Annotated in this window: 15 protein-coding genes; 6 read left to right on the top strand and 9 right to left on the bottom strand. The window is 43.7% G+C overall.

Annotated elements, in window-relative coordinates:
- Positions 1-36 precede the first annotated feature (36 nt).
- The gene (locus tag MCT08_RS05420) at positions 37-1,257 is read right to left on the bottom strand and encodes a DUF2066 domain-containing protein (protein ID WP_274678017.1); all 1,221 of its coding nucleotides are present in this window, start codon (positions 1,255-1,257) and stop codon (positions 37-39) included.
- 189 nt (positions 1,258-1,446) lie between these two features.
- On the opposite strand from MCT08_RS05420, the gene MCT08_RS05415 reads away from it, so the two are divergent.
- A complete protein-coding gene (locus tag MCT08_RS05415) occupies positions 1,447-2,706 on the top strand; it encodes a uracil-xanthine permease family protein (RefSeq protein ID WP_053311910.1) in 1,260 nt (419 codons plus the stop codon).
- Positions 2,707-2,752: 46 nt separating this feature from the next.
- On the opposite strand, the gene ybaK is transcribed toward MCT08_RS05415, so the two are convergent.
- From ybaK to hemA, 8 genes are all read right to left on the bottom strand, one after another.
- Positions 2,753-3,229 (bottom strand): Cys-tRNA(Pro) deacylase, encoded by a 477-nt coding sequence (gene ybaK, locus MCT08_RS05410; protein ID WP_053311911.1) that lies wholly within the window; start codon positions 3,227-3,229, stop codon positions 2,753-2,755.
- Between the two features lie 104 nt (positions 3,230-3,333).
- Positions 3,334-4,995, bottom strand: coding sequence for a bifunctional UDP-sugar hydrolase/5'-nucleotidase UshA (ushA, locus tag MCT08_RS05405; RefSeq protein ID WP_274678016.1), 1,662 nt, complete (start codon positions 4,993-4,995; stop codon positions 3,334-3,336).
- A gap of 399 nt (positions 4,996-5,394) precedes the next feature.
- Positions 5,395-6,246, bottom strand: coding sequence for a 3-deoxy-8-phosphooctulonate synthase (gene kdsA / locus MCT08_RS05400; RefSeq protein WP_053311913.1), 852 nt, complete (start codon positions 6,244-6,246; stop codon positions 5,395-5,397).
- 23 nt (positions 6,247-6,269) lie between these two features.
- Positions 6,270-7,079 carry a SirB1 family protein gene (locus tag MCT08_RS05395; RefSeq protein WP_053311914.1) on the bottom strand — a complete coding sequence of 270 codons (810 nt, stop codon included), beginning with the start codon at positions 7,077-7,079 and terminating at the stop codon, positions 6,270-6,272.
- Between the two features lie 18 nt (positions 7,080-7,097).
- Entirely contained in the window at positions 7,098-7,481 is a 384-nt protein-coding gene (locus tag MCT08_RS05390; protein WP_053311915.1) for a SirB2 family protein, read from the bottom strand.
- Positions 7,482-7,492: 11 nt separating this feature from the next.
- Entirely contained in the window at positions 7,493-8,347 is an 855-nt protein-coding gene (prmC, locus tag MCT08_RS05385; protein WP_274678015.1) for a peptide chain release factor N(5)-glutamine methyltransferase, read from the bottom strand.
- Positions 8,348-8,351: 4 nt separating this feature from the next.
- Positions 8,352-9,440 carry a peptide chain release factor 1 gene (gene prfA, locus MCT08_RS05380; protein ID WP_053311917.1) on the bottom strand — a complete coding sequence of 363 codons (1,089 nt, stop codon included), beginning with the start codon at positions 9,438-9,440 and terminating at the stop codon, positions 8,352-8,354.
- Positions 9,441-9,468: 28 nt separating this feature from the next.
- Positions 9,469-10,728 carry a glutamyl-tRNA reductase gene (gene hemA, locus MCT08_RS05375; protein ID WP_053311918.1) on the bottom strand — a complete coding sequence of 420 codons (1,260 nt, stop codon included), beginning with the start codon at positions 10,726-10,728 and terminating at the stop codon, positions 9,469-9,471.
- Between the two features lie 162 nt (positions 10,729-10,890).
- Here hemA and lolB point away from each other — a divergent pair, with 162 nt between their 5' ends.
- The 5 genes from lolB (at position 10,891) to ychF (ending at position 15,211) form a co-directional block, all read left to right on the top strand.
- Positions 10,891-11,505 (top strand): lipoprotein insertase outer membrane protein LolB, encoded by a 615-nt coding sequence (gene lolB, locus MCT08_RS05370; protein WP_274678014.1) that lies wholly within the window; start codon positions 10,891-10,893, stop codon positions 11,503-11,505.
- The gene (gene ispE, locus MCT08_RS05365) at positions 11,502-12,368 is read left to right on the top strand and encodes a 4-(cytidine 5'-diphospho)-2-C-methyl-D-erythritol kinase (RefSeq protein ID WP_274678013.1); all 867 of its coding nucleotides are present in this window, start codon (positions 11,502-11,504) and stop codon (positions 12,366-12,368) included. The genes lolB and ispE overlap by 4 nt, the downstream gene beginning before the upstream one ends.
- A 59-nt stretch (positions 12,369-12,427) precedes the next feature.
- Positions 12,428-13,372: a ribose-phosphate pyrophosphokinase gene (locus MCT08_RS05360; protein ID WP_053311928.1), complete on the top strand. Its 945-nt coding sequence runs from the start codon at positions 12,428-12,430 to the stop codon at positions 13,370-13,372.
- A gap of 146 nt (positions 13,373-13,518) precedes the next feature.
- Positions 13,519-14,109 (top strand): aminoacyl-tRNA hydrolase, encoded by a 591-nt coding sequence (pth, locus tag MCT08_RS05355; RefSeq protein ID WP_168521393.1) that lies wholly within the window; start codon positions 13,519-13,521, stop codon positions 14,107-14,109.
- Between the two features lie 10 nt (positions 14,110-14,119).
- Positions 14,120-15,211, top strand: coding sequence for a redox-regulated ATPase YchF (gene ychF, locus MCT08_RS05350; RefSeq protein WP_053311922.1), 1,092 nt, complete (start codon positions 14,120-14,122; stop codon positions 15,209-15,211).
- Positions 15,212-15,250 lie beyond the last annotated feature (39 nt).

Below are 15,250 nucleotides of genomic sequence, written 5' to 3'. Positions count from 1 at the left end.
TTTCGTTTGTACATCTCATCAGATTACTGTGTTGAATTACTCACGCCATGAAAAATAAAGTGTATTCTCAACTGGAGGCGTAGGTTGCAAAGTAGATGCCCCTTCAGTCTCTTGCAACATTTGCGAATCAAGTACTTGATTATCATTTGCTACGCTTGTATCAGGTTGAGAAACTTCTGATTCAGCAAGAGAAGAGTCACTGGTGACAGGCGCTATAGCATCGACAACATCAGCCTGTTCTGTATGACTGACTACATCGAATTGGTTGGTCATTTCGATTTTATTGACCGTCCCCATCCGTAGCACTTCCTGCTCAAAATCTTGCTCCGTTGCCAGTAGGTGTACTTTAAAGACGATCGATTCCCCTTGAATTCTTAAAATATCAAGCGAAGCAACGGAACTTAGGCTTTTTAATTTGTTTTCTAAGGTGAAGAAATCAACCGCATCATTAATATTACTAAAGCTGGCTAATACTGATGATGAAGACTCACTAGAGACCATCACTGAACTTTTATCTGCATAATAATTACTTAACTGATCAACCATCTCGGCAACGGCGTTAGAGCCGGAAGCTTGTCCAGAAACTGGAGCCTGAGGGATTTGCACCATTTGCCCGGCTTGTTGATCGTAAAGATTCCAGCGAACATTGTTGCCTTGCACACGAACAACCACAATAGAGTCAGTCGGGTAACGCTCACTTGCTGCACTGATAGGTTGCACAAAGCCTCCCCAAAGATCAGACACTTCAACGCCCGTGATATCGTCAAAATCGCCAACAGGGATCGTAATCGGTAACCCTCGGTTATCTGCCGCGATTTTTAGTTGCTGCATCCTCGGTGTATCAGAGTACTCCCAAGCAATAGTGCGATCGTACCCTGACTCTTCAATAAGCCATACCAACACATTAGCGCGGTTTTCTGGCCAAAATGGTAGCTGAGCTTGTGTTAATAAAGAACGGATATGTGGGGCACTAAACCCCATTTTGATGGTGGATTGTGAATCGTTTTGAGCATAACTAATTTGCGCTAAATATTGAGAGTGCTGCTTTAAGGCTTTTTGGATAACCTCATTATTTACTGAGCTTTTATCACCGGAAGCTCGAATAATGACTTGCTCCATACCCTTTACTCGAGCTTTATCGTCTGCATTGGTTTGCTCTTGGTCAATAGTGATCTCTGAATGGTATAAATCGACCTTCGTCAAGGCATAAGCGGGGAGAGTCATTAAGCTCATCACCAACATAGCTAAATAGCGCATACTGTTCCTACGATCTGTTTTGTGAATGTCGATGATAAGCAACTATCTCTATCTCGGCAAGGAATCCACTTCAGGATACGGTGATAATTCAAACAAAGCTGATGACTTTCTTTGATCTAGTTTCCATGGCAATCGTTTGCAAAAGTGATAGAATCCTGCAAATTTTTATTTTGCTGCAGGGAAATCATCATGAAAAATGCCATTCAAGGCGCTCAGATGCTCTTCGTCGCATTTGGTGCATTAGTTCTTGTTCCGTTATTAACCGGGCTTGATCCTAACGTTGCACTATTTGGCGCAGGTGTCGGTACTCTTTTATTCCAACTTATTACACGCCGCTCAGTTCCAATCTTCTTAGCGTCTTCATTTGCGTTTATTGCACCAATTATGTTTGGCATCCAAACTTGGGGTGTGGCAGCCACTATGGGTGGTTTAGTTGCCGCTGGGGTTGTGTATGTCATTATGGGCGCGGTCATTAAAGTTCGTGGCGTTGAGATTATCCACAAACTACTTCCACCAGTTGTTGTTGGCCCTGTAATCATGGTTATCGGGCTTGGTCTTGCTCCGGTTGCAGTAAACATGGCTCTTGGAAAAACAGGCGATGGTGCGGTTCAACTGGTTAATGCCGATGTGGCAATGTGGATTTCCTGCGTTTCATTGATCACGACCATCACCATTAGTGTCTTTGCTAAAGGCTTCCTAAAGCTTCTTCCTATCTGTGGCGGTATTTTTGCTGGCTATCTTTTAGGATTGTATTTCGGTGTTGTTGACTTTACGCCTGTAGCACAAGCTGCCTGGCTCTCTATGCCAAACTTCACTTTTCCTGAATTCAACATCAACGCCATTCTATTTATGATCCCTGTCGCTATTGCTCCTGCGGTAGAGCACGTAGGTGACATGTTGGCAATTTCGAACGTTACAGGAAAAAACTATATTAAAAAGCCAGGGCTACATCGCACAATTACTGGCGACGGTATTGCTACCATCGCAGCTTCCATGCTAGGCGCGCCACCAAACACGACTTACAGTGAAGTGACAGGTGCTGTGATGCTGACCAAAGCTTTTAACCCAGTCATCATGACATGGGCAGCGATCACCGCTATCGTATTGGCTTTGGTGGGTAAACTAGGTGCTCTGCTACAGACTATCCCTATTCCGGTAATGGGCGGCATTATGATTCTGCTCTTTGGATCGATTGCGACCGTAGGCCTCAATACATTAATTAAAAACCACGTTGACCTGCATAAGTCTCGTAACTTGGTTATTGTTGCGGTAACACTGGTCTTTGGTATTGGTGGTATGGCATTTGGTATTGGTGAGTTCAGCCTACAAGGTGTTAGCCTTTGTGGTATCGTAGCGATTGTACTGAACCTTATTCTTCCTCATGACTTGGGCGAAAATCACGTGGTTGATAATGCTCAAATGGAAGAAGATATTGACGTAAAAGGTTAAGCTTCCTTTTGATACGGCCTCGATATCGAGGCCGTTATTTTTTCAATTATTCCTGACACAATTCGACAAATTCCCCCCGCGTAAGCATAGCGAGATCGCTTGGTGCCAATTCTATTTCTAAACCTCTTTTTCCTGCGCTGACACAAATAGTTGGCTGATCTTTTGCACTGATGTGAATAAAGGTGGGTAGTGCCTTTTTTTGTCCAAGCGGGCTAATTCCCCCTACCACATAGCCTGTCGTTTTCTGCGCAATATCTGGGTTGGCCATCTCAGCCTTCTTCGACTTTGCAGCTTTCGCCGCTCGTTTAAGATTCAGTTTATGATCGACTGGAATGATCGCTACGGCAAGGTTCTTCGCTTCACCGTTTAAACAAAACAGTAAGGTTTTAAATACTTTTTTTGGATCTTGTCCCAATACTTCAGCAGCTTCTAATCCATAACTGCTGTGGTTTGGATCATGCTGATATTGATGGATGGTGTGAGGGATTTTTTTCTTTTTAGCCAAATCAATAGCAGGTGTCATGGGGTTATCTCGTGGTTACAACAAACAGCAATAAAAAAGCGATGCCTAAACATCGCCTTTAGTTAAAATGATTGCTGAGTTTGAGTCAAACTCTTTATTGGCTATTACTTATAGACCATTTCACCCATTGGCGCATATTGGTTTACATCAATTGGGCTGTTAGCTTCTAGGTAGTCTTTCAACACTTCAGCATCGACAAAGCCTGTGTTTACATAACCAGGATGGCCAGAAATTTTAGGATAACCATCACCACCAGCAGCATTGTAGCTTGGCACAGTGAAACGGTAGGTTTTGTCTAGGCGCAATTGCTTATCACCAATAACAACGTTTGATACTTTGCCATCTGATACCGTCATTGAGATACCTGCAAATTGAGCGTAGGCACCAGAATCAACCGGCTTAGTTGCAACCACATTGAGGTAATCCAGAACTTCAGCACCAGTCATATCGGTATAAGTCAGAATATTAGCAAACGGCTGTACTTTCAGAACGTCTTTATAAGTTACGTTACCTGCATCAATCGAATCACGGACACCACCTGAGTTCATTACTGCAAAATCAGCTTTTGCACGCTCCATATGCGCCGTTGCAATCAAACGACCTAAGTTTGTTTGTTGGAAACGAACGACATTGCGGTCACCTTCCAATTTGCCGTTAGTTTCAGCAATTTTCACGCCTAACTGCGCCTGACCTTGCTCTTGGTATGGACGCAAGAAGTTCAGCATTTCTGCATCTTCAGCGATTTGCTCTTGAATAAAGACGCGCTGGCTTTCACCATTCACTTTGACTTTCTTCTTCAAGTTCACCGGAATCAGGTTATAACTCACCATGTTTAGCTCGCCATTACGGAATTCGTAATCAGCACGACCTACGTATTTACCCCATTCATGCGCTTGGACAATATAAGTCCCGTTTTGCATGTCTGGCTTACATTCGTCGCCAGGCTTAAAGGTTTTACTGACAACGTTAGGGCCTTCCATACATACAGGCTCTTGCGAGTGACCACCGACGATCATGTCAAGTGAACCTTCATCTAGGTAGCGAGCCAATGCAACATCACCAGGGGCATTAACACCACGTTGACCATTTTCATAGTGACCCATATGCGTCACAGCAAAAATAAGATCAGGCTTTTCACTTTTCTCAATCTCAGCAATGAGTTTCTTAGCTTCTTCTTTTGGATCACGGAACTCAATACCACCGATAAACTCAAGGTTGCCGATTTTTGCTGTATCTTCCGTTGTCAAACCGATAACAGCAATTTTCACGCCTTGCTTATCAAACATTTGGTACGGTTGGAATAAGCGCTTACCCGTCACTTTATCGTAAATATTGGCAGACAACATTGGGAAATTCGCCCACTCTTTTTGCTTGAATAGCACATCAAGTGGGTTATCAAATTCGTGGTTACCTAACGCCATTGCGTCGTAACCAATTTTGCTCATGCCTTTAAAATCAGGCTCTGCATCTTGCAGATCAGACTCAGGAACACCGGTGTTAATATCACCTCCAGAGAGAAGAAGAACACTGCCACCTTGAGCTTCAATTTCAGAACGAAGATCATCAATCAGCGTCTTACGTGCAGCCATACCATACTCACCATATTTATTTTGCCAGAATCGGCCATGGTGATCGTTGGTGTGAAGAACGGTCAGTTTGTAAGTCGTGTCCTGTTGCCATTCGTGAGTTGGTTGAGTTGCACAACCCGCTAGGGTTGCAAGAATTGCTGCGCTGAGCGCTGTTTTTAGAATAAGGCGTTGTTTCATTGTCATACCTTTGAACTTTAGTTAACCACTGCATGTGAAGGTGTCATTGGCCAACCACTTGAAAAGTCAAGGCTAGCCGCACCGATAAAACTTGAACCAGTTTAAATTAACACGTCACACGTGACAGCTCGATTTCATATTTATGTAGAATTGATCACTATAAAACGATAAAAAAAGTGTAACGGTTCACGCTAGTTACACATCATATTCCAATAGATCACAGGCAATCGTTTTACTGATATTGCGGGCAAAAACCGAGGTAATGAGAACGGTATTACAAAATAAACAGACTTAGAAAACATCAGATAAAAAATTGACCACCAGAATGGCGGTCAAAGAATAGGCTAATTGAATACTTGCCTCATGATATGTAGCGTTATCGATGTATAACCGATAGCGCTATTTAATCTCGATATGTGCAAAGCTCTTGATCAAATCATCGAGCGCTTTCATTTGCGCTAAAAATGGCTCAAGTTTATCCAACGGTAATGCTGACGGTCCATCACAACGCGCTTTATCAGGATTCGGGTGAGCCTCAATGAAAAGACCAGCAATACCGGTTGCTAGACCAGCTTTAGCTAATTCAACCGTTTGTTCACGTCGTCCTCCAGAAGCTGCACCAGATGGATCGCGCATTTGCAATGAATGGGTAACATCAAAAATGATTGGGCTGCCGTTTGTCACATTTTTCATCACGCCAAAACCTAGCATGTCGACAACGAGGTTATCGTAACCATGACAAGCACCACGTTCACAAAGAATGACTTTGTCATTGCCACATTCAGCAAATTTCTCAACAATGTTGCCTACTTGTCCAGGGCTCATAAACTGTGGTTTTTTAACGTTAATAACAGCACCAGTTTTAGCCATTGCTTCCACTAAGTCAGTCTGACGAGCAAGAAACGCAGGAAGTTGGATGACATCGACAACCTCAGCAACAGGTTTGGCTTGAGCTTCGTTATGAACATCAGTAATGATTTTCACACCAAACGTATCTTTTAGCTCTTGAAAGATTTTCATCCCTTCTTCTAAGCCCGGACCACGGTAGGAATGCACTGAACTGCGGTTCGCTTTATCAAAAGAGGCTTTAAAAACGTAAGGAATTCCTAATTTTTCAGTCACTTTTACGTAATGCTCACAGATTTGCATTGCTAAATCACGTGATTCAAGCACGTTCATTCCAGCAAACAGAGTAAACGGTTTATCGTTAGCTACTGGAATATCACCAACGTGGACGATTTTTTGTTCCATCTTATTTCTCTCTTATTTGGCCGTTAATGCAGCGTAATCGCTCTAGTGCTTAATGCATCAACTTGGTTTTTTAGTAATTCTGCTGCCGGATCATTTGGGCAGTTATCAATAAAGTATTGGTAATCCGATAGCGCAATTTGATGACAGTCTAGCTGTTGATAGATAAAACCTCTATCGCGGATCTCGTAAGGGTCATCAGGAACAAACGTCAATGCTAGGTCTGTACAACGCAAAGCCAAAGTATAGTGTTCTTCCCTTAGTAGTGCGCTTTTAAGTAATGCTAGCCAACGGCCAATTATAGTTGGGTTGTCTGCGACTTCTAAGTGCTTGGGAGTTAGCTTAAAACGAGTGCCTTTATGACCAATGAGCCATGCTTTTAGCGTATGTAAGGACACCGTTTCACCGCTAAAAGGATTAATGTAGATCGGCGCTTCACCAGGCCAGCGCAGTTCTAATAAAAACTGAGTTGGAAAAGTAATTCCCTGTAGCGGAAAGCCTAATTTACTCGCAAAATAAAGCAATATCGCCCCAAGGCTCACGGGAATACCTTTACGTCGTTCAAGCACTTTATCAATGAAAGCATTTCGCGATTCATAGTAGGTATCACGATCACCAGTAAATCCCCACTCGTGATAGAAAAGACGCAATAATACCTCAAAACGCTGTTTTTCATCGCAGACTTGCGCCAAGGCCTGTTTCGCATCCGTCAATAGACGCGCTAGCTCTTGCTCTGCCCATATCTCTTTTGTCTCAGGGTTGACTGCTTTATTTAATGCAAGTGCACCTTCAACCAATTCCATGGCATCAAAATCTTCGTCGAACAATTCAAACATACTGTTGCTCTAATGCTATCAACCGAAAAACATAGGGGTTTTGGTTACGGCAATTTTGCCAGCCATTACAAGCCAACCCAAAGCCCCGAAAAATGCGAAACTACGTAGTAACTTATTGCGACCTAATTTCAAGGCAAAGAAACCTAACGCAATGTAGGCTAAAACACAGGTCAATTTCGTTGTCATCCAAGGTGCTGCTGGAGTGAATGGAATGAAACCAGACATCACCACCAAAGCTATCCCTGACAGCAGTAATAATGAATCAACAATATGTGGGAAACGTTTTAGAAATGGGTGTTGCAACCAAGCTGAATTGGCCATCATCAAGCCATAACGCACCGAAAGCAGTAACGCACTGATACCAATAGTGAGTAGATGAAAATGTTTTAATCCTTCGTACATATTATTCTCTCTTATAAACACCGATATTGACCGAGTGTCACTCGATCGTTACCAGCGTAATCCTTTTCTGTCACTACGTTATGATAACCCAGTGATACCAATATCTCTCTTACGGCTTGACCTTGATCGTAGCCATGTTCAAACACCAACCAAGCCTGAGGTTGCAAATAACCACGAGCATATTCGGTAATGTATTTGATGTCAGCTAAACCATTATCTTTGGCCACTAAAGCACTTAAAGGCTCGAAACGTACATCACCTTGAGTCAAATGCGGATCATTTTCTTCGATATAGGGTGGGTTTGAGACAATCAAAGCAAACTTTGTACCGGGCTCAATAGGTTCAAACCAGCTACCTTGTAAAAAAGTGACGTTAGTAATAGCCAAACACTGTGCATTCTCTGTCGCCAAAGCCTGTGCTTCTGGACGTAAATCAACGCCAACCACTCTGCGCCCTGGCAGTTCAGAGGCAAGCGCAAGCGCAATCGCCCCTGTGCCGGTACCAAGGTCAAGGATATCACCATCAATCTGATTGCTTTTAGCTAACGCCACCTCAACCAAACGTTCGGTATCCGGGCGAGGAATTAAGGTTGATGGCGCAACCTTGAGCGGCAATGACCAAAACTCACGCTCTCCGACAATATAGGCAATAGGCTCGCCAGCAAAACGACGACTCAACAGCTGCTCGAAATGCTGTTGCTGCTCTGCTGTCAATAGCTTTTCTGGCCACGTTAATAAGTATGAACGTGGTTTGTCGAGCACATGACACATCAGAACAGCGGCATCGACAGAAGGTGAATCACTACCGCTTTCTTGGAGTTGAGTCGTTGCCGCTTTCAGAGCAATTTCAATGCTAGGTGTAGACATCGAATTAGTTTTGGTCCGCTAACGCAGCAAGTTGATCAGCTTGGAATTCTTGAATGATTGGATCAATCAAACTTTGCAAATCACCTTCCATCACTTCGTTTAAGCGGTAAATAGTTAAGTTAATACGGTGGTCTGAAACACGGCCTTGTGGGTAATTATAAGTACGGATACGGTCACTACGGTCACCAGAACCCAATAAGTTACGACGGGTATCTGATACTTCCGCAGCACGCTTGGCTTCTTCGGCTTTGGCGATACGCGCAGCAAGCACAGCCATCGCTTTCGCTTTGTTCTTATGTTGTGAGCGCTCATCTTGGCACTCAACCACAGTTCCTGTTGGTAAGTGAGTAATACGAATAGCAGAATCTGTGGTGTTAACGTGCTGACCACCCGCGCCAGAAGAGCGGAAGGTATCAATTTTCAAATCACTGGCTTTGATTTCTGGCAGTTCCGCTTCTGGGATCTCAGGCATGATCGCAACCGTACATGCAGAGGTATGTACACGACCTTGAGATTCTGTCGCAGGAACGCGCTGTACGCGGTGACCACCAGACTCAAACTTCAATACGCCATAAGCACCGTCGCCGCTCACTTTAGCGATCATTTCTTTATAACCACCATGTTCAGCGTCACTGGCCGACATCACTTCAATACGCCACCCTTTTTTCTCTGCATAGCGGCTGTACATGCGGAATAGATCACCAGCGAAAATCCCAGCTTCGTCACCACCTGCGCCAGCACGAATTTCAAGGAAGCAGTTACGGTCATCATTTGGATCTTTTGGTAACAATAGAATTTGTAATTCATCCGTCAGTTTTTCAATCGCGGCTTTGGCTTCCTTGATCTCTTCTTGAGCCATTTCGCGCATTTCTGCATCATCTTCTTTAGTCATCTCTTCAGCGGCAAGCAGATCTTCTTGCGCTTGCTGATAGGCTTGAAAACACTTAGTGACTTCTTCAAGCTGAGAGTACTCTTTAGACAAAGTACGGAATTTATTTTGGTCACCAATGACGGTTGGATCACCAAGTAGATGTTGAACTTCTTCATAACGCTCAACAAGGGATTCAAGCTTAACTAAAATCGACGCTTTCATAGTTTCTTCTTTAACTCGGAATGACGGATTAGCGAGGGTCGTCTAGACCCAAACTTTGTCTAATAATGGCCAATTTAGCCGGTTCACCTAACTCTGCCGCACTTTGCAGTGCTCGAGTTGGTATATGGATTAATTTGTTGGTGAGCTTGTTGCTAAATTCAAGTAACACTTTTTCAGGATCTGCCCCTGCAGCCAATGCTTGTAAGCTTTTGGTCAGCAGTTCTTCACGAACTTCGTTCGCGGAGTGACGATATTCTCTTATGCTGTCAACAGCCTGTAAGGAGCGCATCCAACTCATAAAGGCTGCACTTTCTTCGCTGACTATCGCTTCAGCTTGAATCGCTTCAACCTTACGCTGCTGCATATTACTGTCGACTATCGACTGCAAGTCATCAACGGTATACAAATACGCATCACTCAAATCACCCACTTGCGATTCAATATCACGAGGAACCGCGATATCAATCAATAGCATAGGCTGATGACGACGAGCTTTGATCGCCGTTTCCACCATCCCTTTACCGATAATCGGTAGCGGGCTTGCAGTGGAACTGATCACAATATCGGCATGCGCGAGATAGTCAGGAATTTCATTAAGAGCAATCACTTCAGCCGCAAATTGATTCGCCAAATTCATCGCTCGCTCACGAGTTCGATTAGCCACGATCATACGTTTGCAATTATGCCCAGCCAAGTGTTTCGCAACTAATTCAATAGTTTCGCCAGCCCCCACTAACAGCACGGTTGAATCTGAAAGTGATTCAAAAATCTGTTTTGCTAACGTGCAAGCGGCATACGCAACCGAAACGGCGCTGCCACCAATTTCAGTTTCAGTGCGCACACGTTTCGCGACAGAAAATGCTTTTTGGAAAAGTTTTTCAATCGCAGAATCTGCCGCGTTATTGTCGCGCGCATCAGAATAGGCTTGTTTCACTTGTCCTAAAATCTGTGGTTCACCCAAAACGAGAGAATCTAAACCACAGGACACACGCATCAAATGGCGAATCGCCGCCTGCTCTTCATGAATGTACAAGCTCGGTTTTAGCTCTTCAGGACTCACCTGATGAAACTGAGATAACCAATCAATAACCTTACTTTTGCTTGATGATTTCACATCACAATAAATTTCAGTTCGGTTGCAGGTAGACAAAATAACGCTACCTTCGACGCTGGAACTGGATGCCAGCTGCTGTAAGGCATCTGACAATTTATCAGGGCCAAACGCCACTTTTTCTCGCAGTTCTACCGACGCTGTATTGTGATTAATTCCAATAGCAAGCAAGGACATCTATAGAAGGTTCTCAGATTCATGAAATAGAAATAGGTGCGGAATTTTACTTTATGCCCTGTTTTAATGAAAGGGCAACAGGGATTTGTTTTCCCGACTTCGTGAGATCAATGATATAGTAATGCTGTTTTTACCCTTTAACTGCGTAAATAACGAGCATACATGAATCACGTTAAACGACTTATTGTCGCCTTCTTTACTTTCGGCGTTCTCTTTGGCTGTTCAAGCCTACCTGAACAGATAACCTCTGTTGAATGGCAGTCACATCAGCAGCAGTTACAGAAAATCACTCAATATCAAGTTTCTGGCAAGTTAGGTTACATCTCACCACAACAGCGACAATCTCTGAATTTTTTCTGGCAAAAGCAGCAAGATAGCAGCCAGTTACGTCTATCTACCTTTCTTGGGCAAACCGTACTGAATTTATCTATCACTCCACAAGGTGCCACCGCAGAAACGTATGATGACCAAGTATTAAGCGCTGTAAATGCCGATGCACTAGTCTATCAACTCACGGGGTTAGAAATCCCAATTGAACAGTTACAATATTGGCTATTAGGGTTACCCAATCAAGCCGATAGCTACCAACTCAATGAATCAAATACTCTCGCGTTTGTAGATAAAACCATTGCGGCAACACCATGGCATTTAGATTATCAACAATACCAATTTCAACAATTTGCCGACCAAACCATTCCACTACCGAGCAAAATGAAATTAAAACAGGCAAATACATCATTAAACATTGTTATCTCTAAATGGATATTAACACCATGATAACCAAAGCGACACGTTGGCCTTCTCCAGCAAAACTTAACTTATTTCTTTATATCACAGGGCAAAGAGATAACGGCTATCACGAACTTCAAACTCTGTTTCAATTTCTCGACTTTGGCGATGAACTCACCATCACGGCAAATTTATCGGGGGAAATTACGCTAACACCAAACCTTCCAGGTGTCTCATTAACGGATAATTTGATCTGGAAAGCAGCAAATGCATTACAAAAACAGACTAACTGTTCATTTGGTGCTGATATCCAATTAACTAAAGTACTACCGATGGGCGGTGGTATTGGTGGCGGCTCTTCCAATGCCGCGACGGTTTTAGTTGCGCTCAATTATCTATGGCAAACTCATTTAAGTGATGCAGAACTTGCCGAAATTGGCCTGCATCTCGGTGCCGATGTGCCCGTTTTTGTGCATGGCTTCGCTGCGTTTGCCGAAGGTGTTGGTGAAAAACTGACCCAAACTGAACCTGATGAAAAAGTTTACCTAGTGATTCGACCGAATGTCAGCATTGCAACCAAAGATATATTTTCTCACCCACTATTGATAAGAAACACGCCAAAGCGAGAGCTAGCAACGCTTCTTGAACTGCCTTACGAAAACGATTGCGAAAAAATTGTCCGAATGCTGTACCCAGAGGTTGATAAGCAACTTTCATGGCTGCTACAATACGCGCCGTCAAGATTGACTGGGACAGGGTCTTGCGTTTTTGCAGAATTTTCCAGCAAAAAAGAAGCTGAGTCTGCCCTTGCTAAACTTCCTGACACCGTCTCTGCGTTTGTCGCCCTCGGGCGTAACATTTCGCCACTGAAAGAGACGCTGGCTGAATACCAATCGGCCCAATATCGATGAAAAATGTCGATATAAACCCAACCTATTTAAAAACTGGACGCAACCCTGAGGTTTCCACCGTGCCTGATATGAAGCTATTTGCTGGTAACGCCACACCTGAACTAGCCCAACGTATTGCTGAACGTCTATACATCTCTCTTGGTGATGCTACTGTTTCTCGCTTTTCTGACGGCGAAGTTGCAGTGCAAATCAACGAAAATGTTCGTGGTAGCGATGTATTTATTATTCAATCTACTTGTGCTCCTACTAATGACAACCTAATGGAATTAGTAGTGATGATTGATGCAATGCGCCGTGCTTCAGCAGGCCGTATTACTGCTGTCATCCCATATTTTGGTTATGCTCGTCAAGATCGCCGTGTGCGTTCTGCCCGTGTACCAATCACTGCAAAAGTTGTTGCAGATTTCCTTTCTAACGTTGGTGTTGACCGCGTTCTCACTATCGACCTACATGCAGAGCAAATCCAAGGCTTCTTCGATGTACCAGTTGACAATATCTTCGGTACCCCAGTACTGCTTGAAGATATGAGATCTCGCGGTTTAGAAGATCCAGTTGTCGTATCACCTGACCTTGGTGGCGTGGTTCGCGCTCGTGCAACAGCAAAAGCGCTTGGTGACATCGATATCGCTATTGTTGATAAACGTCGTCCACGTGCAAATGTTTCAGAAGTGATGAACCTTATCGGGGATGTTGAAGGCCGCGACTGCGTTATCGTTGATGATATGATCGACACCGGCGGTACACTATGTAAAGCAGCAGAAGCACTTAAAGAGCGTGGAGCAAAACGCGTATTTGCTTACGCAACTCACGCTGTATTCTCTGGCAATGCTGCGAAAAACATCAAGAACTCAGTGTTAGACCAAGTAATCGTTACTGACTCTATTACTCTATCTAAAGAGATGGCAGCAACAGGTAAAGTGACACAACTAACGCTATCAAGCATGCTTGCAGAAGCTATTCGTCGCATTAGTAACGAAGAATCTATCTCGGCAATGTTTAACTAAACCGCGTTTAGTTACTAACAGAACACATCTATTAAGCACTTCATGTCAAAATGAAGTGCTTTTTTTATCTGTTATTTTCGCGTCTCGCACCATCTCCATTTTGTGCTATCATACCGCGCTTTTGATATTCCTAAGAGATCCTAACCTTGAGTCAACAAATTAAACTCCTTGTTGGACTGGCGAATCCTGGTCCTGAATACGCCAAAACCAGACACAATGCTGGCGCTTGGGTAGTAGAAGAGTTAGCCCGAGTACACAATGTTACACTGAAAAATGAAGCCAAATTCTTCGGACTTACTGGCCGTATTCTAGTTAACGGTGAAGATCTACGTTTACTTATCCCGACAACTTTCATGAATTTATCGGGTAAAGCCGTTGCTGCTGTGGCTAAGTTTTATCAGATCAAACCTGAAGAAATAATGGTCGCACATGATGAACTCGACCTACCGCCCGGTGTCGCTAAATTTAAAATGGGTGGTGGTCATGGTGGGCACAATGGGCTTCGCGACACGATTAGCAAACTGGGGAATAGCAAAGATTTCTATCGTCTTCGGATCGGCATAGGTCATCCGGGGCACAAAGATAAAGTAGCAGGCTATGTTTTAGGTAAGGCACCAGCCAAAGAGCAAGAGTGCCTAGAAGCCGTAGTAGATGAATCCGTTCGCTGCTTCGATATTTTACTAAAAGATGGTTTAACTAAAGCACAAAATCGCTTACATACGTTCAAAGCAGAATAAGGTTACAGTCATGGGTTTTAAATGTGGCATCGTTGGTCTACCAAACGTGGGCAAATCAACATTGTTTAATGCACTTACTAAAGCGGGTATCGAAGCTGCAAACTTCCCGTTTTGTACTATCGAGCCAAACACCGGTGTGGTTCCAGTTCCAGACCTTCGTCTTGATGCTCTGGCAAAAATCGTAAATCCTGAGCGTATTCTACCGACCACGATGGAATTCGTAGATATCGCAGGCCTTGTTGCTGGTGCATCTAAAGGTGAAGGCTTAGGAAATAAATTCCTAGCTAACATCCGTGAAACTGACGCTATCGGCCACGTTGTTCGTTGTTTTGAGAATGAAAACATCGTGCACGTTGCAGGTAAAGTTTCACCGATTGAAGATATTGAAGTTATCAACCTAGAACTAGCACTAGCTGACCTAGATAGCTGCGAACGAGCAATGCAACGCCAAGCAAAAAAAGCTAAAGGCGGTGATAAAGATGCTAAATTTGAACTAGCTGTTCTAGAAAAACTTCTGCCAGTTCTTACTGAAGGTGGCATGGCTCGTACGGTTAATCTTTCAAAAGAAGAATTAGCAGCGGTCGGTTACCTGAATTTCCTAACGTTAAAACCAACCATGTACATCGCAAACGTTAGTGAAGACGGTTTCGATAACAACCCGTATCTTGATGCTGTGCGTGAATTTGCTGAAAAAGAGAATAACGTTGTTGTTGCTGTATGCGCGGCCATTGAATCAGAGCTTTCTGAACTTGACGATGAAGATCGTGAAGAATTTTTAGAAGATCTCGGCATTGAAGAACCTGGCCTAAACCGCGTGATCCGTTCTGGTTATGAACTACTGACTCTACAAACCTACTTTACAGCAGGTGTTAAAGAAGTTCGAGCATGGACAATTCCTGTCGGTGCAACCGCGCCACAAGCCGCGGGTAAAATTCACACCGACTTTGAGCGCGGCTTCATTCGAGCTGAAGTGGTTGGTTACAATGATTTCATCCAATATAACGGTGAAAGCGGCGCAAAAGAAGCAGGTAAATGGCGTCTTGAAGGTAAAGATTACATCGTAAAAGATGGCGATGTTATCCACTTCCGTTTCAACGTGTAAATAACTCGTTAATCAGTGTTTAACACCCCTTTAAAAGCC

This window comes from Vibrio aestuarianus (assembly GCF_028858425.1).
Classification (GTDB): Bacteria; Pseudomonadota; Gammaproteobacteria; order Enterobacterales; family Vibrionaceae; genus Vibrio; species Vibrio aestuarianus.
The sequence above is the reverse complement of the archived record's forward strand: the minus strand, read 5'-3'. Positions and strand labels throughout refer to the sequence as shown.